Origin of the sequence: Chitinibacter sp. GC72, assembly GCF_009760905.1 — a bacterium.
Taxonomy (GTDB): domain Bacteria; phylum Pseudomonadota; class Gammaproteobacteria; order Burkholderiales; family Chitinibacteraceae; genus Chitinibacter.
In genome coordinates, this window is the sequence record NZ_VIRW01000003.1 from 37,199 (window position 1) to 57,263 (window position 20,065).

At 51.6% G+C, this 20,065-nt stretch carries 19 protein-coding genes; 4 read left to right on the plus strand and 15 right to left on the minus strand.

What is annotated here, in order from left to right:
* The first annotated feature begins 246 nt into the window (after window positions 1-246).
* The 4 genes from FLS37_RS03485 (at window position 247) to FLS37_RS03500 (ending at window position 5,879) form a co-directional block, all read left to right on the plus strand.
* Complete coding sequence (locus tag FLS37_RS03485; protein ID WP_157314543.1) at window positions 247-1,812, plus strand: recombinase family protein; 1,566 nt, start codon at window positions 247-249, stop codon at window positions 1,810-1,812.
* Window positions 1,809-2,708, plus strand: coding sequence for a plasmid partitioning protein RepB C-terminal domain-containing protein (locus FLS37_RS03490; protein ID WP_157314544.1), 900 nt, complete (start codon window positions 1,809-1,811; stop codon window positions 2,706-2,708). Before FLS37_RS03485 ends, FLS37_RS03490 begins: the two co-directional genes overlap by 4 nt.
* A complete protein-coding gene (locus FLS37_RS03495) occupies window positions 2,705-3,586 on the plus strand; it encodes a plasmid partitioning protein RepB C-terminal domain-containing protein (protein WP_157314545.1) in 882 nt (293 codons plus the stop codon). The genes FLS37_RS03490 and FLS37_RS03495 overlap by 4 nt, the downstream gene beginning before the upstream one ends.
* Window positions 3,587-3,896: 310 nt before the next feature.
* Window positions 3,897-5,879 (plus strand): N-6 DNA methylase, encoded by a 1,983-nt coding sequence (locus FLS37_RS03500; protein WP_157314546.1) that lies wholly within the window; start codon window positions 3,897-3,899, stop codon window positions 5,877-5,879.
* A 130-nt stretch (window positions 5,880-6,009) separates the two neighbouring features.
* On the opposite strand, the gene FLS37_RS03505 is transcribed toward FLS37_RS03500, so the two are convergent.
* The 15 genes from FLS37_RS03505 to FLS37_RS03575 form a co-directional block, all read right to left on the minus strand.
* Window positions 6,010-7,146, minus strand: a complete 1,137-nt coding sequence (locus FLS37_RS03505) for a hypothetical protein (RefSeq protein ID WP_157314547.1) — start codon at window positions 7,144-7,146, stop codon at window positions 6,010-6,012.
* A gap of 359 nt (window positions 7,147-7,505) precedes the next feature.
* Window positions 7,506-8,642 carry a hypothetical protein gene (locus FLS37_RS03510; protein WP_157314548.1) on the minus strand — a complete coding sequence of 379 codons (1,137 nt, stop codon included), beginning with the start codon at window positions 8,640-8,642 and terminating at the stop codon, window positions 7,506-7,508.
* A 49-nt stretch (window positions 8,643-8,691) separates the two neighbouring features.
* Window positions 8,692-9,189: a lysozyme gene (locus tag FLS37_RS03515; protein ID WP_157314549.1), complete on the minus strand. Its 498-nt coding sequence runs from the start codon at window positions 9,187-9,189 to the stop codon at window positions 8,692-8,694.
* The gene (locus FLS37_RS03520; RefSeq protein ID WP_157314550.1) at window positions 9,186-9,662 is read right to left on the minus strand and encodes a hypothetical protein; all 477 of its coding nucleotides are present in this window, start codon (window positions 9,660-9,662) and stop codon (window positions 9,186-9,188) included. Before FLS37_RS03520 ends, FLS37_RS03515 begins: the two co-directional genes overlap by 4 nt.
* Window positions 9,659-9,949, minus strand: coding sequence for a DUF6127 family protein (locus FLS37_RS03525; protein WP_157314551.1), 291 nt, complete (start codon window positions 9,947-9,949; stop codon window positions 9,659-9,661). The genes FLS37_RS03520 and FLS37_RS03525 overlap by 4 nt, the downstream gene beginning before the upstream one ends.
* Window positions 9,950-10,061: 112 nt before the next feature.
* Complete coding sequence (locus FLS37_RS03530) at window positions 10,062-10,712, minus strand: DUF6441 family protein (RefSeq protein ID WP_157314552.1); 651 nt, start codon at window positions 10,710-10,712, stop codon at window positions 10,062-10,064.
* Complete coding sequence (locus FLS37_RS03535) at window positions 10,709-10,933, minus strand: hypothetical protein (protein WP_157314553.1); 225 nt, start codon at window positions 10,931-10,933, stop codon at window positions 10,709-10,711. The genes FLS37_RS03530 and FLS37_RS03535 overlap by 4 nt, the downstream gene beginning before the upstream one ends.
* Before the next feature lie 3 nt (window positions 10,934-10,936).
* On the minus strand, window positions 10,937-11,245 hold the full coding sequence (locus tag FLS37_RS03540) for a hypothetical protein (protein ID WP_157314554.1): 309 nt from the start codon (window positions 11,243-11,245) through the stop codon (window positions 10,937-10,939).
* Window positions 11,238-11,744, minus strand: a complete 507-nt coding sequence (locus tag FLS37_RS03545) for a hypothetical protein (protein WP_157314555.1) — start codon at window positions 11,742-11,744, stop codon at window positions 11,238-11,240. Before FLS37_RS03545 ends, FLS37_RS03540 begins: the two co-directional genes overlap by 8 nt.
* On the minus strand, window positions 11,741-13,000 hold the full coding sequence (locus FLS37_RS03550; protein ID WP_157314556.1) for a hypothetical protein: 1,260 nt from the start codon (window positions 12,998-13,000) through the stop codon (window positions 11,741-11,743). Before FLS37_RS03550 ends, FLS37_RS03545 begins: the two co-directional genes overlap by 4 nt.
* Before the next feature lie 479 nt (window positions 13,001-13,479).
* Window positions 13,480-14,238, minus strand: coding sequence for a hypothetical protein (locus tag FLS37_RS03555; protein ID WP_157314557.1), 759 nt, complete (start codon window positions 14,236-14,238; stop codon window positions 13,480-13,482).
* A complete protein-coding gene (locus FLS37_RS03560) occupies window positions 14,235-15,275 on the minus strand; it encodes a hypothetical protein (protein WP_157314558.1) in 1,041 nt (346 codons plus the stop codon). Before FLS37_RS03560 ends, FLS37_RS03555 begins: the two co-directional genes overlap by 4 nt.
* A complete protein-coding gene (locus FLS37_RS03565) occupies window positions 15,272-16,267 on the minus strand; it encodes a hypothetical protein (RefSeq protein WP_157314559.1) in 996 nt (331 codons plus the stop codon). Before FLS37_RS03565 ends, FLS37_RS03560 begins: the two co-directional genes overlap by 4 nt.
* A gap of 24 nt (window positions 16,268-16,291) precedes the next feature.
* The gene (locus FLS37_RS03570; RefSeq protein WP_157314560.1) at window positions 16,292-16,666 is read right to left on the minus strand and encodes a hypothetical protein; all 375 of its coding nucleotides are present in this window, start codon (window positions 16,664-16,666) and stop codon (window positions 16,292-16,294) included.
* Entirely contained in the window at window positions 16,663-19,995 is a 3,333-nt protein-coding gene (locus FLS37_RS03575) for a phage tail tape measure protein (RefSeq protein WP_157314561.1), read from the minus strand. Before FLS37_RS03575 ends, FLS37_RS03570 begins: the two co-directional genes overlap by 4 nt.
* Window positions 19,996-20,065 lie beyond the last annotated feature (70 nt).

Here is a 20,065-nt window from a genome sequence, read left to right on the forward strand (position 1 = left end):
TTGCCTGAGAAGTGGCTGGTTGAGATCACCCTGCTATCTGTAGAGCCCTTATGCAAAAAAGACGAGTGCTAAGAGATGACTTGATCGCGCCGTCGTTTTTTTGTGACTACGGTAATTCCAATTGGCTCTTGTCTTTTTGTCTAATCAAGCCCCTGTTATTTGTGGCAGCAAGATTGGGATCGGGATCTCTTTCACGCCAGTGGCAAGAATTCGAGAGCCTCAGTAGTCATAAGAAGATGGGGACTTATGCAAGCAAATCATATCGAGGGAGACGCATCAGAATTTTCGCTGAATTTGCGTGCTGCCCAATATGTTCGGATGTCGACTGAGCATCAGCAATACTCGACCGAGAATCAAGCAGATAAGATTCGCGAGTACGCTGTCAGGCGCAATATTGAGATAGTTCGGACCTATGCCGATGAGGGCAAGAGTGGACTGCGGATTGATGGTCGACAGGCGCTGCAGCAACTAATATCGGATGTGCAGACAAAAAAAGCCGATTTTCAGATCATCTTGGTTTATGACGTTAGCCGTTGGGGCCGATTCCAAGATGCCGATGAAAGTGCATACTATGAGTACATTTGCCGCAATGCAGGCATTCAAGTTGCATACTGCGCCGAACAATTTGAGAACGATGGCTCGCCAGTCTCCACCATCGTCAAAGGCGTCAAGCGCGCAATGGCTGGCGAATACAGTCGCGAGCTCTCAGCAAAAGTCTTCGCGGGGCAATGCCGATTAATCGAATTAGGTTATCGGCAAGGTGGTCCGGCTGGTTACGGCTTGCGTCGAGTACTTATCGATCAATCAGGATCGATCAAGGGGCAGCTTGCACGTGGTGAGCATAAAAGTCTCCAAACTGACCGGGTGATTTTACAGCCAGGCCCAGACAACGAAATTGCTATCGTAAATCAGATTTATCGCTGGTTTGTTGAAAGTGCTCTACTCGAGGCAGAGATTGCTGAGCGGCTCAATAAGGATGGCATTCTGTCTGATTTAGGTCGGCCCTGGACCCGTGCCACTATCCGTGAGGTTCTCTCCAATGAAAAATACATCGGCAACAATGTGTACAACCGCCGATCGTTCAAACTCAAAAAACACCGGGTGCTTAACAGCCCTGAGATGTGGATCAAAAAGGAGAACGCATTCGAGGGTATTGTGGCGCCAGAATTGTTTTACACAGCCCAAGGAATTTTACGTGAGCGGGCCCACCGTTTTAGTAATGAAGAACTGATCGATAAACTACGACGACTTTTTCAGCAGCGTGGTTACTTATCTGGCCTGATCATTGACGAAGCGGAAGGGATGCCCTCAGCAGCCGCCTATGCGCATCGGTTTGGTAGTTTGATACGTGCTTACCAGACGGTCGGATTTACACCTGATCGTGATTACCAATATCTCGAGGTCAATCAATACTTGCGGCGACTTCATCCGGAGATAGTTGGTCAGACTGAGCGCATGATTGCAGAGGTAGGAGGCAGGGTTATACGCGACCCCGCCTCGGATTTATTGACCGTAAACGCTGAGTTTACTGTCTCGCTGGTCTTATCGCGTTGCCAGATTCTGGATGATGATCGGCGTCGCTGGAAAGTCCGCTTCGATACCAGCTTGGTGCCAGATATCACCGTTGCAGTTCGCCTCGATGAAACCAACCAGTCCGCACTGGACTATTTCTTGTTACCTCGATTGGATTTCGGTTTGCCACGCATTCAATTGGCAGAACACAACCGTCTCGAGTTCGAAAGTTATCGCTTTGATAGCTTGGACTATCTTTACCGCATGGCAGCCCGAAGCAGGGTCAGGAGGGTCGCATGAGCATGCAGCACAAAGCGACAGAACTGCAGATGATCCCAGTAGCACAAATTGCAGTCCTGAATCCACGCGATCGAAATAACAAGGTTTTTGATGAAATAGTCGACAACATTAAAACCATCGGCTTGAAAAAACCGGTGACGGTCACCCCTCGCGATAATCTGGGGGATGGCAAACGCTATTTACTAATTTGTGGAGAAGGCCGGCTAAAAGCTTTTATGATGCATGGCGAGCAACAGATTCCCGCTCTTGTTGTGCAGGTTAATAATGAAGATGCCTTCATTATGAGCCTGACCGAAAACATCGCCCGCCGAAAATACAGCACACTTGAACTATTGATGAGCATCTTGCAACTTAGCCAGCAGGGATATGACAAGAAGGTAATTGCGCAAAAAACTGGCCTCAGTCTTGATTACATCAAAGGGATTTTGCATCTTTTCGAAAAAGGCGAAGAACGATTATTGGCTGCAGTTGAAGCCGGCAGAATCCCATTGAATGTTGCCATGACAATCGCCGGTGCCAGCGATGAGGATGCGGTCCAGACGGCATTGCAGGAAGCCTATGAAAGCGGCCAACTGCGCGGAGCGCAACTGATGCAGGCACGACGCGTACTGCAGCGGCGTACATCATTGGGCAAGAGCCTAGCCCATAATCCATCTCGTAAAGCTGCATTAGTTACAACTTCAAGTCTGGTACGCAATTATCAACAAGAAGTTGAACGGCAAAAACTGATGGTCAAGAAGGCAGAATTTACCCAGCAGCGTTTGTTATTCGTAATCGAGGCATTGCGTCAGTTGCTGTCAGATGAACATTTCTCAAATTTGCTTCGAGCAGAAGGACTGGATACCTTGCCCAAGCAGCTGGCAGAACGGATCTGGGCCGGAGGGCTTTCAGTATGAGTGCGCTCCAGCTTGGTTTTATCCCTGAGCCGCTAACCTTACCGCTCGATCGTATTCTACCGTCTCGTAAAACGCCTGAAGGTATTTTGGGCTCTCGCAAATTCAAACAGATCGTTGCATCTGTGGAAGCTATTGGTCTTATTGAACCATTGAGCGTCGGAAAACCACATACCAGTGGCTTACATGTACTGCTCGATGGCCATATTCGTCTTGTTGTTCTACGGCAGCTTGGTTATACCGATGCACCATGCCTGGTTGCGACGGATGATGAAAGCTACACCTACAACAACAGAATCAATCGCATATCTTCGATTCAAGAGCACCATATGTTGCGCAGAGCGGTCGAGCGCGGTGTAACCCCTGAGAGGCTCGCGAAAGCGCTGAATGTCGATGTTAGCCAAATCCACAAAAAGGTAACCCTGTTGGAAGGCATTTGCGTCGAGGCGGTTGAGCTACTCAAAGACCAACAGTTTTCAGCCAATATGGGCGCTGTGTTACGCAAACTGAAGCCTACCCGCCAAATCGAGTGCGTCGAGCTCATGTTAGCTGCAAACAACATTACCGTGGTCTACGCCGAAGCGCTGCTTGCCGCAACTCCACAACACTTGCTAGTAGGTGAAACAAAACCTAGAAAAATTCGCGGCATCAGTGCAGATCAGATGGCCAAGATGGAGCGGGAAATGGGCAGCCTGCAAGGTCAACTAAAATTAGTCGAAAAATCCTATGGCCAAGACGTGCTACTACTTGTGTTAGCCAAGGGCTATCTTGGCAGGCTGATCGAAAATCAAGCTGTTTACCGATTTCTATCGCAGCGCCAACCTGATGTATTGGCAGAGTTTGAGCTTATCGTTCAGACCGTGGCACTTGATGGAAAATAATCTTGGAGGGAGACGCAAGTTAACAACTAGCAGGCACCACACCCAAAGCGATGCCAATAACGCTAGAGCAACTCAGAATTCGGGAATGAAAAAAGCGTCTGAAGCACGTCGAGCTTAAAAAATTCAAAGACTCTCTTGATATCTGACTCACTGAATAAATTGGCTAGATGTGATCCAAGACCTTAGTCCACCAAAAGTAAGCAGCTGGGCGTCTACCAACACCGAACAACCCAACACGAACTGAAACCATGACTTGCCACTCACAGAAAGTGTTTGTATAGTTTGTGCGTTTCAACACCTGGGAAGTCCTATGCCACCGAAAAAGAAGATTGATGTTAAACAACCAAGCCTGGGTTTAGGTTTACAGGAAAAGAATCCAAAAGAGGCATTCCGTAACATTCGGAATTATCTTGCAGGACAGTTTGTCGGTGCAACCCGTGATGACTCACTTCTTGATGAAGTGTTGAAGTGTCTGTTTTGTAAACTTGTTATTGAGCGAGGGGAGTTGCCTCCCGTGGATCTCACAGCACAACCATTTGAGCTTTCAAAACAAATACGGTCCGTATTCGCAACAGTTCGCTCAGATTTTCCGGAGATATACACCGAAGAATCTGAAATATTGCTTGACCCTGCATCCTTGAAATTTGTGATGCAGGAGCTAAATTTCTCCATCATGGATTCCGAGAGCGATCCGATTGGCGATGCTTTTGAAGTTTTTGTTGGTAGTGAGTCTCGAGGTAACTCAGGGCAATTTTTTACACCTAGATCTGTAACCAATCTGCTGGTTGCCGCAGTTAATCCTCAGCCCCACGAGACCGTGCTTGATCCTGCATGTGGTGCAGGAGGATTTTTGGCATCGGTTTGCGCACATCGTCAGCGGCATGGTGTGCCTATTGAGAATTTGGCAAGTGGCTTATATGGAATTGACAAAGACTCTTATCTTGCGCAGCTAGCCAAAGTTCATATTTCTTTGTTAACTGGCGGGCATCCAACTGTCCTTAATGGAGATAGCGTATCACTTCAGAATGGATCTAAAAATCTACGTGAATATCTTCCAAAAAACGGCCTTGATGTCATTCTAACGAATCCCCCTTTTGGCGCAAAAATAATTGCTGCTAATCCAGAAGTAATATCGACTTTCGATCTAGCAAAGAAATGGACGAAAAACAAAAAGACGGGAGTGATTGAGCCAGGTGATAAGGTCTCCACTAATGTGCCCCCACAAGTTCTTTTTGTGGAGCGTTGTTTGTCTTTACTGAGGCCCGGTGGTCGACTTGGTATGGTCTTACCTGAGAGCATTTTGTCAAATAAATCCTATCGCCACGTGGTTGAGTATCTGTTGCTGCATACGGAAATACATGCGGTCATGGGAATGCCCGAAGCCTTGTTTAAAACATCTGGAAAGGGAGGAACTCATACAAAGACATGTCTATTAGTTGCAACGAAGAGGTCAGATGGTAATACGAAGCCCGGAAAGATATTTATGGCTGAAGCGAAGTGGTGCGGACAAGATTCTCGAGCGCGCGTCATACCAAATAACGATTTGCCAGAAATATTGCAGAAATTTGAATATTTTAGGAGACAAGGAAAGATCAATGAAGCGAGCTCTCTTGGATTCCTAACCGAGACAGCTCAAGTAACGGGAGGAGTTTTGTGCCCTCGCTACTACGACCCTCAAGCTGAACATGAATTGGCTGGACTTGAAGAAACTCATAAATTGCTAAAAGTTCAAGAGCTGATTGCCGAGGGAGTTCTCTCTTTAACCACGGGTGATGAGGTTGGCAAACTAGCTTATGGTACAGGTACAATCCCATTCATAAGGACATCCGATATAAGCAATTGGGAAATAAAGTCTGACCCTAAGCATGGAGTCTCAAGGGAGATATATGAATCTCTTGCTAAAAAGCAGGATGTACAAGCTGGGGATGTCCTAATGGTGAAAGATGGTACTTATTTGATAGGAACCTGTGCAATTGTTACTGAAGCTGATAAACAAATACTCTATCAAAGCCATTTGTACAAAATAAGGGTTAATCAAAATACCCACGGTTTGAACTCTTTCCTTTTGCTTGCAATACTAAGTTCATCAGCTGTTCAAAAGCAAATTCGGTCAAAACAATTCACGCAGGATATTATCGATAGTCTTGGCGAACGCATAAATGAACTCATTTTGCCAGTTCCGCTAGATATCGTTAAGCGAGATTTGATTACTGAACAAGTTAGGCTGGCAGTTGTTAAACGCGGCGAAGCAAAAGAGCTCGCAAGGCTTGCGCGAGATTCAGTTTGCTGTTGACATCTTAATTGTAACTGATGAGTCCCCTAGGGTTCGGCTAGGGGAGTTACCAAGGACTGACCTATGTAAATTATTGTGTAACTTAAATCTCGACCAAAAGAAGGTGTTTCTAATGAAAGGACATCAAAGCCTAGGAAGGCTGAGGATTTTCATTACTTCGTTGGAAGATATCATCAAGCAATTTTCTGGTTTCAGCAAGAGTAAGATCACCCTGAATTCGATTTCCATCTGCCGATTGCCAGCAAACGTTATCACCTCTATGCCGTCCCGCACGTTTCAGCGGGTGCTTGTGTCCAGCCTGATATTCTGCTTTTCCGTGAACAGAATCGCCGGAAAGTCTTTTGAAGTCGAGCACTTCATTGGTCACTGGACACCGGCTCAAAGGTCGTCCAATTTTAATTAGCCCAGCCAACTCGAAGTCGCTGCGAGTGTCAATGGGGAAGTTTTTAAAACAGACCAAATCTTCATAGAGTTTACGTTCAACAGACCAGCATTCAGTTAGTGTGGCGTGCTGAAAATCACCAGCTAGCACTTCCCAGCGCTTCGCTCGGTTCGTCTTGTCTTTGCCCGTGAGCGCCCGATCTGTTTTGTACGTTTTTGTTTGAATCTTATCAAGTAGCTTTTTCTTAAGACTACTTTTTATTAATGGACGCGCTTTTAGAAGCCAATCAACGTCATCATTCAAAACCCAAGATATGTTTTCGGGCGTATGAACCGGGGTTGCGTGCGGGTTTGTATAATCGAAAACGGATTCATAGGGAACGCTAGATGATGCATGAAGACGAAGGATCTTTTGGCCAACAGTCGAGTCTTCTTCATACTTTTTAGTTACTTCTGTTAAGCACTTTATAAACACTAAAAGGCATACCTCAAAGGACGATGAACGAGGATCATTTCCAGGCTGAAAGCTTCCCCTTACCGGCTTAAACGATTCTTTTTGAGGCATGAGAATGTAACCTTGCAGCCACCGAGTCTTTAACTTCGTTGAACCTACTTTGAGATTTGTGAGCTCGATCAAAAAAGAAAATCTAATTAAATTGCCCAAAAGCAATTTGAAAACTTTGCGAGGAAGGGCTGCTTTTGCTTTTGCCAGTGCCAATTCGACATCTGATGGGGCCTTAGCAAAAGTCTTTTTCAGAATCGCATCTCGAATCTTGACCACAGAATATTTTTTTGTCCTGCCTTGTGTTTTATCCCCCCCGAAAGCATCACTTACCGTGTCGAGTTCCTCTTGTTCTAATAGCTGCCTTATATCTTCTTGAAACACAAAAATCACCATTATGTTGACATTTTTGTGATCTTATATGAAATAACTTCATTTTAATAGTGAGCACAGTGACCTGGCGATTGTTCAACATAAGTCCGTTGAATCTTTGCGTAAAAATGAACCTCCAGAAGTAACAGAAATCCCCCACTTGCACCCGAATCCCAAAAAGAAATAAGACTCCGCACAAATAGGCCAGAGTTTTTTAATTAATCCGAATGGCGGAAAATTGCACAACTTATTCAAGTTGCCTGTTGTAACCCAATGAAAAAACTTCGAACCTATGCCGTGGCAAAGCCAATCAACAAGCAGCATCTATGCCGTGGGAGTTGAATGTTATCCACTTGGTTATGCAACATAACTTATGTTGATGGAAATAATGTCATTTTCCTTTGAAAAATGCCATCCAGCAGCAAATTGGTTTCTTCTATGGTTAGGTCACCCTGGATTCTATTTCCATCTGCAGATTGCCAACAAACATTATCACCCCTATGCCGTCCCGCGCGTTTCAGAGGGTGTTTGTGCCCAACCTGATATTCGGCCTTTCCGTGAACTGGATCACCAGATAGTATTTCGTAGTCGAGGACTTCATGTGTAACTGGACACCGGCTCACAGGTCGTCCAATTTCAATTAGCCCAGCCAACTCGAAGTTGTTGCGAGTGGCAACGGGGAAGTTTTTAAAACAGACCAAATCTTCATAGAGTTTACGTTCAACAGACCAGCATTCAGTTAGTGTGGAGTGCTGAAAATCACCAGCTAGCACTTCCCATCGCTTTGCTCGGTTCGTCTTGTCTTTGCCCGTGAGCGCCCGATCTGTTTTATATGTTTTTGTTTGAATCTTATCGAGAAGCTTTTTCTCAAGAAGATCCTTTATTAAAGGGCGAGCCTTGAGAAGCCAAACAACATCATGATTTAACACCCATGAAACGTTTTCTCGAGTATGAACCGGGTTTGCTTGCGGGTTTGTATAGTCGAAAAAAAATTCATATGGGACGCTGGATGACGCATCAAGATTAAGAATCTTATCGGTAACAGATGAGTTCTCATTGTATTTTTCAGCCACCTCTTTCAAACAGTGTGTGAAAACAGAAAGACATTCTTCGAAGGAAGATGATCGAGGATCATTCCCTGGTTGAAAGCGGCCCCTGACAGGCTCAAACGAGCCAGCTTGAGGCATGAGAATGTCACCTGGTAGCCAACGAGTCTTCATTTTTGTTGAGCCAATTTTCAGGTTTGTGAGCTCAATTAGAAACGAAAATCGTATTAAATTACCCAATACCAGTTTGAACACTTTTTTTGGAAGGCTTGCTTGTAAGGTTGCTAATGCCGCTTCAACATCTGGTGAATTTTGTTCAAAGGTCTTTGCAAGCAGCGCATCTCGAATCCGAGCCACAGAATAACTTTTCTTTTGGTCTCCTGTTTTACGGCCACCAAAAGCATCGCTTACGGTGTTACGTTCCTCTTCTTCCAGAAGCGCCCTAATTTCGTCCTGAAGCATAAAATCCACCATTTTATTGACTTTTTTCTGATTCTATCTGAAAGCATTTTTATTGAATAGAGCGGAACGGAGATCCATCAGTGGATTTTGTCAGGAAAAAATATACTTCAGTTGCTCGTCGCATTACCAATCCCGGCAGAATTTTGCCGCTGCCATAAACCCAACGCCGCAACTCTTTTGCAGCTGCAGCCCAGTCTCGCTGATTGATCCTCCGTCGCAGCGTCGACGTCTGCAGCCGCCCAGCCCCAAGATTGAACGTGAAGTCCACGATGGCTGCTAGTCGAACCTCCGGCTCGGTGGCCAGTACTGGGCAGTAGCGCAGCGTCGCTGCCAGTGCAGTCTGCAGATCGCGCGCAAGATAGATTTCGGCTTCTGCCAGTTTGATTGGAGGGTGCTTGGGGTCGCAGAGATGACCATACCCAATAGTCCAGTAGCCAGCGGGACAAAGGTATGGCACGGCGGTGATTTCGATTCCTCGCTTTGCCTTGCGCTCGAAACCCTCAAAGTGTTTGGCCAACTCGATAGCTGCTTTCGGTACTTGGATCATGGCCGCACCCGGTCAAATACGCGCCCGAGGAACCAGAAGTTAAGCACGCCAGCCCAGAGGGCTTGATCAGCTTCTTGCCAAGCCAGTGTTGCAGCCGCTGCCCACTCCATGCAGCCTTGCATAGCGCAGGCGAAAATAGCGATTTTCGCCAGGCAGTACAGCGCCATGAACCAGTAGGTCAGAATCGGGCGTACGCTAGTGGACAGCGCGTCAGCCCATTTGGCGCCACTGTGACGGCTTTGGCCGATGATGGATTCTTTCAGTGCGTCGAGTGCGCCGGTATTCCACGCAGCGGTGGCGCTGGCACTGATTTCTTCCATTCGCTGTGCACCGCGTAGTTTTTCGAACTCCAGCGCCTTGTCCTGCATGGCCAGTTCATGATTGCGCTCGCCTTTGCGATCCAGCCATTTCAGAATTTCCGGAGCAAGGCGAAATGCGCCGCCGAGCAGGCCTCCAAGTAGCGTCTCGATCATTGTCCACCTCCGAACAGTTTGAATTTGATGACGGCACCGGCCACCAGCGCTAGTACAAAGCCGGTGGTCAGCATCTTGATCACGGTTTGCCATGCGGTGCTTTTGGCGGCATGGAATGCTTCCAGCAGGCCGCGTAGTTCACGGATGTCGGCAGCTGCGTTTTCGCCATCCAGACCAACATCCACCAAGGCGCGGCGGGCGCCCAATTGGGCTGCTTGCTCGAGCAGTTGCTCGAATTCTTCTCGCGGCATGACCACCATGCCGTCTTTCAGGTTGGGTGTTCGCATCGCGGCCTCCGACGTAAAAAAACCGCCTCGGAATAAACCGGCGGCGGATTGAGTTCTTCTGAGCGTATAGCCTTACAGGCTATTTATTAGCTTGGTTGGGTTTAGATACCCATCAGCGGATAAATCGCTGCTGTGCTGCGGCGTGAATCGCGTCGCGCAGCGCGGGCAGTTGGCTGGCGACCAGACGGCGGATTTCCAGTCGGCGCTTGATCTGCACGCGCGTCACCAGCTGGGCAATGGGGATTTCGGCACCACGTTTGAGCGTTTTCTGGCCAGTGGCTTGCCGGTGTGCGCGTTTGAAGCGGTTCAACGCCCGGTCGTTTTCTGCAATATTTTCTGCAAACAGCAGGATTTTGCCGTGACGGGTTTTCTGGAAAAAGGCATTGCCTGAGCGCATCAGCGTGCTGATGATCTGCTTGAACTGCTTGCGCCCGATTCGCCTCCCGAAGGGGATGAGCATCTTTCCGTTCAGCGTTCCGCCATATTCATGCAGGCCAATCCACGGAATCTTTGATCCGACGATCAGCATCGGCGGCTTGTCCTTGCGCTTGGCGTACACCCGGGCCTTGAAGCTTTTGGCGAAGCTGCGCCGCTGCACCTGCAGGCGGGCTTCAGCATGCTGTTGCATCGCCAGCGCGATTTGCTGGCCTTCGGTTTTCATGGCCTCGGCAGCGGCGGCGTAGATTTCCCGCTGCGCCTGCTGTCCCCAGGCTTGAATCTGCTGTTGCAGCTGCGCGGAATCCAGTTTGATGGTCAGCGTCACAAGTAATACCGCTCGCTACTTTGGGTGGGGCGAATTTCGATGATCTGGCCAGACTGAATGCGCACTTGATCACCCACACGCACCGGGCTGGTGCTGCGGACTTGAATCAGACCTTGTGCCGTAGCCACTGAAACCATGTTGTCATGGGCTGCCGTGATGATGCCTGTGATCGTGCCGGTAGGCGGGGTGACTAGTTGCTGAAGTTGTTTCAAGGCGTCCATTTTTTACCTTTGGGTCGCAGGTACTTCCAGATCGATATGAGTCAGCAGCGCGCCGTCCGTGGCGACATGCTCAATACCAACGACTTTGCCGCGTGCGGTTTCGCCTCGAAGGCTGTCATCCAGTGCCATCAGTTGTCCCAGTCGTAATGTCGGCTGAAAGGTGCAGACAATGCGCAGCTTGCGCACGCTGGTGCTGGCATCCAGTTCTGCGCGGGCGCGACTAATCGCGACTGGCACATTGGTAATCAGCGGATCGCTCAAATCCGGTGCTGAATGTTGGCCGGCATTGCGTTGTACCGTGATATCAAGCACGCAAATTGCCTTCGATATAGACAGCGATGCTGTACACCTTGCTGCCACCAGAAGTCCTTGGTGCTTTGATGCCCCAGCTGTATGCGCGACTTTGATATGCCGCTTTGGCAACAGCCACACCTGCGTTCGCGCAAGTGATCGTGCTGCCATCAGCACCCAGTGTGGCAGCACCTAACGCCGTACCGAACCACGTCAATGCGGGCATGGCGATGGCGGGTTTGGCCAGGCGCGTTTCGCGGCTATTCGCAAACGTCAGCGTTTCTTCCTGCGGCACATTCACTTCGCTGCCTTGCAACAGCTCTCCATCCGACAAAATGGGGGGGCTGTATTGGACATTCGGGCCAGGGTAAACCAGAAACCATACCACTTCGTCCGGCGCGAACTGGCTGCGTCCGCCATTGAGTCCATCGCTGCGGTTATCGATTTCTGCCGACAGACTGCCGGATTGAGCGCTACCATCGCCAAATTGAATGGTGATCGACGTAGTAATCTGACTCATGGGCTTCCTTCGCTGCCTTCAAGCACCAGAAACTGGATGCTTTCCTGTTGTGGGTGCTGTACCTGAAAGGTGTACGCCCGGGTGCGGTAGTGAACTTGCGCCAGGCTGTAACCACCACACACTGTGGTGAGAGTGGACAGCGTCCGGCCATCGGTAGCGATACTGATCGGGCCCAACTCAGCGTATTGCCAGCGCATGCTAATGAGTTCATCTATCGGATAGCGAGAGCTGGCCCTACCCGCTTTGAACTCCAGCAATTCCGTCTCGGTAAGCTCAACGATGCCGCACGCACTAATGCGTGTGTCGATATTGCCAGTATGCGCCAGCGTAATTACCCGCCAGGGCTGAGGAATAACATGCACCAGCCCGCTATGCCGGTCGTGCTCGTCAGCAACGTACTCAATCTGATCCTGTCGACCCAAGCTGCTGCCATCGCTGATGCGAATCCGGTCATAGTCGGGCCGCAGCTCATCGGCATCGCCCCATTCAAAAACATCGTGATCGCTAACCGTTAGCGCTGGAATGCTTTCACCGTAGCGGACAGGAGTCAGCGGAAAAAGATGCCGAACACGCAGCCCTCCATCGGGCAGTGATTCCAGCAGGCCACCGGCGGTGGCAACAATCTGGCTGACTAGCTCCAGCGGGTTGGCTTGAATGGCCTGCAGTTTGCCGGGTGGAATCAGCCAGTTTTCCAGTTGCCAGTCGATGGCTGTGCCGTCCGATTCCAATCCAGCCAGCAGTTCCGCTACCGCCTCGCTGGCCCACACCGGCTCAGCCCAGGATCGACTGACGGGCAAACCATGCGGAGGTGCCAGCCAGGCCAGCGGCGAAATGGCTGTGATGCTCAGCCTCACATTACTCGGCGCCGAGCGGCTTAGTGCGCGGCCATCGATGCGCAACACAAAGCTCACCTGCGGCAAAACCAGTTCGATCTGCTCGCCTAGTTCCAAACGATTCAAGCTCAGCGGATCAGCTAATTCAATCCGGGCCAACCAGTAGGGAGAACGCTCATCACTGCTCACGCTGAACGACTCCACAGACACTTCCAGCCCTTGGTAGCGAATATAGGGGCTGAGCATGACCACGCGGCTGGATTGATCCTGGCAGTCGAAGTGTGCTCGTAGCTGCTTCAGGCTGCGATTATTGTGGGTCAAATCATATGGCGCATTGAGTTCGGTTTGCACTCGTTCATTCAAGGCGTATCCGACCGAATGGCCAGTGAATACATAGCTTTGCAGGCTATACCCGCAACTCATTGCATTTCGGCATCGAGGTGATGTGCTCCAATGGGCAGCAAGGCTTCGTCCCACCAAATGTACGTAGCGGCTCGAGAAGTCGGCTTGTACTTGGTGGTGCTCACGCTGATCGTAACGTGCAGTCAGTTCGTTCTGTGCTGCTTGCCTTTTGGCGTAGCGGCTTACCAAAGTTTGCTGTATGCGTGGCAAGTTCGCATAAGGACTGCAATGGGCACTGCCTGTTCGGTAAGACCAAGCACAACTCAATTTGCCAACTATCCGGTTAATGTCCTGCAGTGGGCAGGCCTGAGCATGTTGGTTTCGGATCGTTTGGGCGACCGAATACTCAGCGATCAGTTGGCTCGAAATCCTATATGTAAAGCTCGACTGATGAAATTGAAGCAGAGGCGATCGCCATAAAGCACTGTGCCAGGCGCTCAAACGCACATGATATTTGGCGCTGTGCTGTCGCCGAATGACTATCGCCATAATTTATCGAATTAAGCACTTGCAGCAGTTGTGTATCTTGCAGTGAAGTGGACTTCCTCTCCAGGCGCGAGTGTGCCCAGATCAATCAGTCCTAGGATGTAATCCAAGTATTCGGCGCTGGGATTGGTGCCCGCTAGGATTTCACGAAGTAAGGCTACGCTCGGATAATCATGTGGCCATAACCATTGAGGATTGAAATGGTCGCAGTTTTCAAAACGGCCGGTGAGCTGCCTGATCCCACCCCAAAAGGATGCTGTGAACTCTGAACCACTGGCAGTAAAAATTTCTCGATAAGGATTTTGTCCCGGGGGCGCTTGATACCAGGCTTGAAAAACGCCGTAATTAACGCCGTAGAACAATCGTTTTGGTGTACCACTAGTGTTCTTGATTTGTATCTGCTGGACAAGTGTTTTGCCCGAGATAAAACTGAGTTCGCGTCGATACACGCTTGGCTTCACCATTATAAATTCAACAACTGCACCATATGGCTCACCGTATGAAAGCCGAGTTTTTTCTTCATAAGGTGGGTGATATTCCTCATTTTCTTCAACCGGATCATTGGGGTCGAAAGTAAATGTGAGCAGCTTATAGCCTAGGTATTGTTCAGAAATATGGTAGTTAAACAGCGCATTGTCGAATGGAGCGAAGTAGACAAATTCATACCGGGGATTAACGCCATATTCAATATACTCTTCACCCCAATCCCACTCAGCTGGCGGTCCAAATTGGCAGGCTGTAATTCGACTAAACGGACCAAGATCAATACTCATGCCCCGTTATCCTTGAGTTTGAGCTCCCATGGCCTGCCATGCGCATCCTGCAAAGTGATTGACTGGGCTCGCTCAACATCAATGTAGGCATTCGGATCTGTTGGTGAAACAATGCGCTCGGTACGACTTTGCCGGGAAACTTCGGTTAGCTGCTTGTCGGTTTTGTCCCGGTCCAGCATCTGGCGCAGGCTGACACTGGCGATACCTTTGGGCCAGACTTTACGCTCCAGAGCGCACTGGGCCACGCCAAATTCACTCATGGCGATCAGCAGCAGTTCCGGCATCGGTGCGTCGGTAATATCTCCGCGCAACCAAGCGAGCTTGAGCTCATCCAGAATCTCGCCAGTGGGCAGGCCGACGTTACAGCGCAGCAGCCGATAATGTGTCTGATAGCGCACGATCATCCCGCCAGCCACCTCTCGATCGGCCAGCAAGCGACGTGGATTGTTTGGGTCGAGTCGTGGAGGAGTGGTGGCTTGCCCTTGGCGGTCGATAAATTGGCTGGCAAACAGGATTTCATGCTGCGCCGCATGCGGGCGTTTGAGCATGAGCTCGCGCTGGAACGAGAAACTCAGGCTTTCAACTTCCTCATCGAACCGCGAGCCCAGATCCTCAACAGGCACAAATTGCTGATCGGTTCTGCCGGGGATCGTGAAGGTGTAACGCGGCAACATCATCGAAAGAGATGTGTAGTCAAACTTGCCCGCCATCGAGTCGTAATGCACAGCTTCTCGGCCGGGAATAAATGGCGCGGGCTCGGACAGGTGATACTGTAAGCGATGATCTGGCTGGCAGTAGGCTCGTACATGGCTCTGGCCGGGCGTGGTAACTTCCAGCACTTTGTCCCAAGGCTCGATGCGCTCGGTAGTTTGCTCCAGTAAGCGCCAGCTGGCGCTAAAGAACAGGCTGGCGGGTTCGGTGTAATTCACCTGCACCGGGCGATTGAGCTTGCTGTCTTTGCTGGACGTTTCCAGTTGAATCGGCGCCAGGCCTGCCGGGTCGATCTGGACGGTCAGATTGGTATTGACTGCGCTCATGCCGACTCGCAATCCACGCCGACAATAACCTGATTGCCGGAATAGGCAAGCGCACCGGCAGGCACGACGCGTTTGTACCAGAGTGGAATGGCGGCCGGATGCGTGGTAAACGCCAGCGTGTCACCCGCCTTGAACGTCCCGCCAAATGCACGCTGATCCAGCGTAAAGAACGGCCGCCCAAAATCAGCGTTGTTGGGGCTAAATGGCGCATTAATCGTACCGCTTCCGATTGCACCGAGCAGATCACCGACGACATTGTATGCCGTTGCCGAGACAAAGGTCAGCAGCCAGTTCTGGGTGATGCCGCCAATGTGATCGACCTTGATCGGGAAGCTGGCATGGTTGAAGCTGCCGCTGCCAGCATTCACTTGCGGTGCCGTGCAACTGGCTTTGATATTGCCGGGCTGATAACAGCTGGCGACCTTGGCTCCCGCGTTGAAGGGATTGGCCAGTGGCACTGTCAGTGTAATTCGCGCCAGATCGCCAATATAGCTGGGAGCACTCGCTACCGACACAAACTCCTCCGAACCAGCTGGGTCGCTGATCGAGCTTTTACTGGTAATCCGCAGCAGGTCTCCAGCCCGGAACAAATTAAGCGCTGCGCCCTCGGTACTCACCTCGATCAGTGTCGCACCAGAGGCGGCATTGGTTTGCAAGATACCAGCGCCATATAGGCGTTCGTTGCCGTTCAGATCGTTCTGTGTGTCGATATATGTACCAGCCATAATCAGCACCGAATCACCCGCTGGGGTGTGTGATTCGACAAACACCTTGGGTGTAATAGCTTCCAGATTATCCGGATTGGCAAACTGGATAAACAATTTACGGTAACGGATCGAGCCCGCCATGCGTTCGGCCTGGGGGACATCCGGGAAAATGTTGTTCTTGACGCCATCGGGCACAATGTTTTTGCTCATTCGGCCACCATTGCTGGGGCCGTCATTGATCGCGCTGGCGCGCATCCAGCGAATTTCAGCGGGTTGAATGGGCATGGTTTCTCCAGATCCGAAGACGGATCAGACGGTGATCAGGCGAATTTCGCCAAAGTAACGGTCGGCAAACGGCCAAACCGGGGTGAGACGCAGTGCTGGCGGTTCTTCATGCCGAAAGCGCACCGACCAGCGTTGATCGCCTCGGTATAACTCGAAGACGCCATCAGACTGCGTGGCCATGGCTTGCAATTGCACGCACTGGGCTTGGTTCAACCACGCCAGACCATCGCGGGCGATCAGCGTCAGCGGTCGGCTGTGCAGGGGGTGGCTAAACACCACCTGATGTCCGGATAGCGTGGTTTTGCTGGTCTGGGCGATGCCGAAACTTTCCAGTAGCTCTGGGCACTCCAGCTGGCTGGGCAAGGTCAGGTGTGCGAGCCTGATTTCGGGCAGACTCATACACTGCCTCGCTCAAGATATTTGAGGGTGGCAACGAGTTGCCGGGCTTGCTGTCGTTCGGTGTGCATTGGAAACGTCTTGCCACCGACGTTCAGATTGACGGTCACCACATCCTGCAAGGGGCTGGCGGTGGTGCTGGCCATACTCGCCATGGGTAATGACATGCCCACCAGACCGCCCATGGCGTAGCGAGCAATACGTCCAGGGTCAACGCGCAGCTGGTTCAGTTGCCAGATCAAGCCCAGGCCATAGCGCCGCACGGCTTCTTTGCGCAGCACAAACTCACCCGCTTCCAGCAGGGCTGGAATCCGGTCGCCACCGCCGTAGCCACTCAGCGATCCGCCGCGCTGTAATCCCACTGGCCCACCATGCTGACGTGCCGCCACCGTCTGTTCGACCACCGTAACGGTGACAGTTTTATCCTTCAGACCGTCGAGTTCATTTTGCAGGCGGGCGACATTGGCTTGGGCATCCGCAATTTCGGCGCGAATCTGTACTTGCTGATCTTCTTCGGTCAGGCTCTTGAGTTCATTTTTCAGATCCTCAATCTGTCCGAGGGTGCGCTCGTAAGCGGCCTGTTCAGAAGTAGCTTTTTGTGCCGACAGCGCTGCGGCGACTTCATTGGCATCAATTTCGGCCTGAATGGCGCGTTCGATCAGTTGGCTACTTTCCGCGACCAGCTGATAAGCCTGCGCATTATCGGTCAGCCGTTCGGCCTGTGACTGCGAGCCCTCGGCTTCGCGCTGCGCCAGCTGTGCCAGCCGTTCTGCATCTTTGCTGCGACCACTGGCAGCAGCTTGCTCGGCCATCGTCGCCAACTGCGCGGCACGCGCCTGTTTTTCGCGGGCTTGGGCGGCCAGATCGGCTTGCTGCTGCTCTTCGCTCATGCCTTTGCGCTTGATTTCGCGCAGGCGATCTTCTGTGCTGGTCTGGGCGTCGTACAGCTTGCCGCGCAGCTCGCGCACCCGCTCGACGTATTGCCTCTCCTCATTGAGCGCAGCCTGCACGGCGGATTTATGCTGCTGCGCTTCTTGCTCCAGCGCCTGAATTTTGTTGCGCAAGCCTTCTTCGGTGAGGCGTTTTTCTTCGGCGACTTGGGCCATGAACAGGTTTTTTTCAAGCTGGCTGACGCGTTGCCGTTCGTTGCCAAGCTTTTGCACCAGTGCAGCCGCGCCATCGACATAAGCACGAGTGGCTTCAAGCTGTTGCTGATAACTTTGCCGATTGGCCAGCGCGGCCTGCTTGGCCTGTTCAACCTGCTGCAGTGCCCCAGCCGGTGCGCCCAACTGAGCCAGACGTTCTTTCTGGGCATTGAACTCACGGTAGATCTGCACCGTTTGCGCCAGTGTTTCTCGCTCTTTACGTTGTGCCTCGCTTTCGCCAAACATGGCTTCAGCCAGCTTTTCTCCGGCCCAGTAACCCGCCATCAGTGCGGCAGTCAGTACGGCGACTTGCGGTGCCAATGCTGCTAGCCTTGCACCCAAGGTGGTCAAACCACCGCTGGCCGTCAATGTAGCGGCTCCTCCCAGCGCGCCAATGCCTTCGGCCAGTTTGGCAACGGCGACACTGCCCAGACCAAAGACGCCACGCAAGGCGCTATAACCGGCAAAGGCCGTGAGCGCCGTCGCCACCGTGGCTGAGAGTTTCGGGAAGCGCTCAATCAAATCGGCCAAGCCTTGTGCCAGACTGGCGATGGCTTGGGCAGCTTTGACAATCAAAGGTAAAAACACAGAGCCCAGCGCAATGCCGGCTTCGCTCATGGCATTTTTGGCCAGTTGCAGCTGGGCTTCGGTAGTTTTGATGCGCTCGGCAAACTCGCGGTTCATTGAGCCCGCGCTCGCGGTGCCGTCCGTAGCAATGCCGACGGCTTTTTGATATTGCGACAAGCCTTCCACCAGTGCGGCAATATCGTCGGAATATTCCATGCCAAACAGGCTGGCCAGCGTTTCTGCTCGGCTTTGTTTGTCCAGTCGGGCGAGTGTCGCCAGGAACTGCTCTAGCGCCCGCTGCGGATTGCTGGCGATGTCGTTGGCCAGTTGGCGGCTCGAAAGACCAAGGCGGGCCAAGGCATCCTGAAATTCTTTGCCCTGATTTTTAGCGGTTTGCAGTTTCAGCAACAGTGCATTGATGCCGGTGGCGGCGACTTCCGGTGTTTTGCCCAGACTGAGCAAGGCCGTACCCAGCGCTGCAGTTTGCTGGGCGGAAAGGCCGAACTGCTTGGCCATGCCGCCGGTGCGCACCAGCACATCGATAATGTCTTTTTCAGTGGCGTTGGTTTTATTGCCCAGCTGATTAATCGCATCGCCGAGTTTTTCGACCTGCGGGACTGACAGCGAAAACAGATTCATCAGCTTGCCAATCGCCGTACCGGCTTCATCGGGCATGAGTTTGAATGCCGCCGACATCTTGGCGGTGATTTCCACAAAGCCTTTGATGTCCTTGCTGGCAATGCCCATCTGGCCACCGGCCTCGGCAATCCGTGCCAAACCATCGGCGCTCAGTGGCAACTCGCGCGAGAGGTTTTTGATGTCGCGGCTGAGCTGGGCAAAACCGGCCGTGCTATCAAAGTCGACGACCTTTTTGACGTCGGCCATCGCCGATTCAAACCGGATAGCCTCCCGAGCCGCAACGGCGATGCCGGTACTGGCCGCTGCCAGACCCAGTGCACCGGCACGCACCCGATCCAGCAAAATGGGAATGCCGGAAAGCTCTCCGCGTAGCTCGCGGGTTTTTTGGGTCATGGCCAACTTGGCACGGGCGAGCTCTTGACTGGACGCGAGCCCGGATGCCTTTAGAGCGTCATAAGCAGCGCGAGCCTGGCTGATTTCACCGAGAATACTGTCATTGCTGCGAATGCCCAGCGTTTGCCGGGATGCATCAGTCACTTTAATTTTGGCCAGCGCATCCTGCGTTGCTTTGATGCTGCTGCGCAGTCGCGCCTGCTGGCTAATAGCTTCATTACTGGATGCGCCGGCCTGTTTGAGTTCACGCCGCAACCCTTCCAGAGCTTGCTGCTGGGCCTGATAGGCCTGCTTGGCGGCTTGCGCTTCACGCTTGGCGGCGGCAAAACTGCTTGTCAATGCCTTGGCGGGTGCATCAGTCGCTTTGATTTCGCGCGCCAATCGCGCTACGTCGGCTTGCGCCGCTTCCCAGGATTTGCGGGTTTCTTCGACCTCCCGTTTCATCTGGCCGAAGGCTGTTAGCTTGCCTGACGTCGCCTGCATTTGGTTCAGCGCCGAGTGGTACTGGGACTGCAGACGTGACAGGCCTTTTTCGACATCCGCACTATCCAGACCAATTTTGATGGCAAGGGCAAGGTTATTCGGCACTATTTTCTCGGGTCAGAAGCTTCGCAGATGGCAGCGATAAAGATCGAATACGGATAAGCCCACACCTCGG

Coding starts and splice junctions, on each gene's coding strand:
- FLS37_RS03485 (WP_157314543.1), top strand. CDS start 247: ATGCAAGCAAATCATATCGAGGGAGACGCATCAGAATTTTCGCTGAAT.
- FLS37_RS03490 (WP_157314544.1), top strand. CDS start 1,809: ATGAGCATGCAGCACAAAGCGACAGAACTGCAGATGATCCCAGTAGCA.
- FLS37_RS03495 (WP_157314545.1), top strand. CDS start 2,705: ATGAGTGCGCTCCAGCTTGGTTTTATCCCTGAGCCGCTAACCTTACCG.
- FLS37_RS03500 (WP_157314546.1), top strand. CDS start 3,897: ATGCCACCGAAAAAGAAGATTGATGTTAAACAACCAAGCCTGGGTTTA.
- FLS37_RS03510 (WP_157314548.1), bottom strand. CDS start 8,642: ATGCTTCAGGACGAAATTAGGGCGCTTCTGGAAGAAGAGGAACGTAAC.
- FLS37_RS03515 (WP_157314549.1), bottom strand. CDS start 9,189: ATGATCCAAGTACCGAAAGCAGCTATCGAGTTGGCCAAACACTTTGAG.
- FLS37_RS03520 (WP_157314550.1), bottom strand. CDS start 9,662: ATGATCGAGACGCTACTTGGAGGCCTGCTCGGCGGCGCATTTCGCCTT.
- FLS37_RS03525 (WP_157314551.1), bottom strand. CDS start 9,949: ATGCGAACACCCAACCTGAAAGACGGCATGGTGGTCATGCCGCGAGAA.
- FLS37_RS03535 (WP_157314553.1), bottom strand. CDS start 10,933: ATGGACGCCTTGAAACAACTTCAGCAACTAGTCACCCCGCCTACCGGC.
- FLS37_RS03545 (WP_157314555.1), bottom strand. CDS start 11,744: ATGAGTCAGATTACTACGTCGATCACCATTCAATTTGGCGATGGTAGC.
- FLS37_RS03550 (WP_157314556.1), bottom strand. CDS start 13,000: ATGAGTTGCGGGTATAGCCTGCAAAGCTATGTATTCACTGGCCATTCG.
- FLS37_RS03555 (WP_157314557.1), bottom strand. CDS start 14,238: ATGAGTATTGATCTTGGTCCGTTTAGTCGAATTACAGCCTGCCAATTT.
- FLS37_RS03560 (WP_157314558.1), bottom strand. CDS start 15,275: ATGAGCGCAGTCAATACCAATCTGACCGTCCAGATCGACCCGGCAGGC.
- FLS37_RS03565 (WP_157314559.1), bottom strand. CDS start 16,267: ATGCCCATTCAACCCGCTGAAATTCGCTGGATGCGCGCCAGCGCGATC.
- FLS37_RS03570 (WP_157314560.1), bottom strand. CDS start 16,666: ATGAGTCTGCCCGAAATCAGGCTCGCACACCTGACCTTGCCCAGCCAG.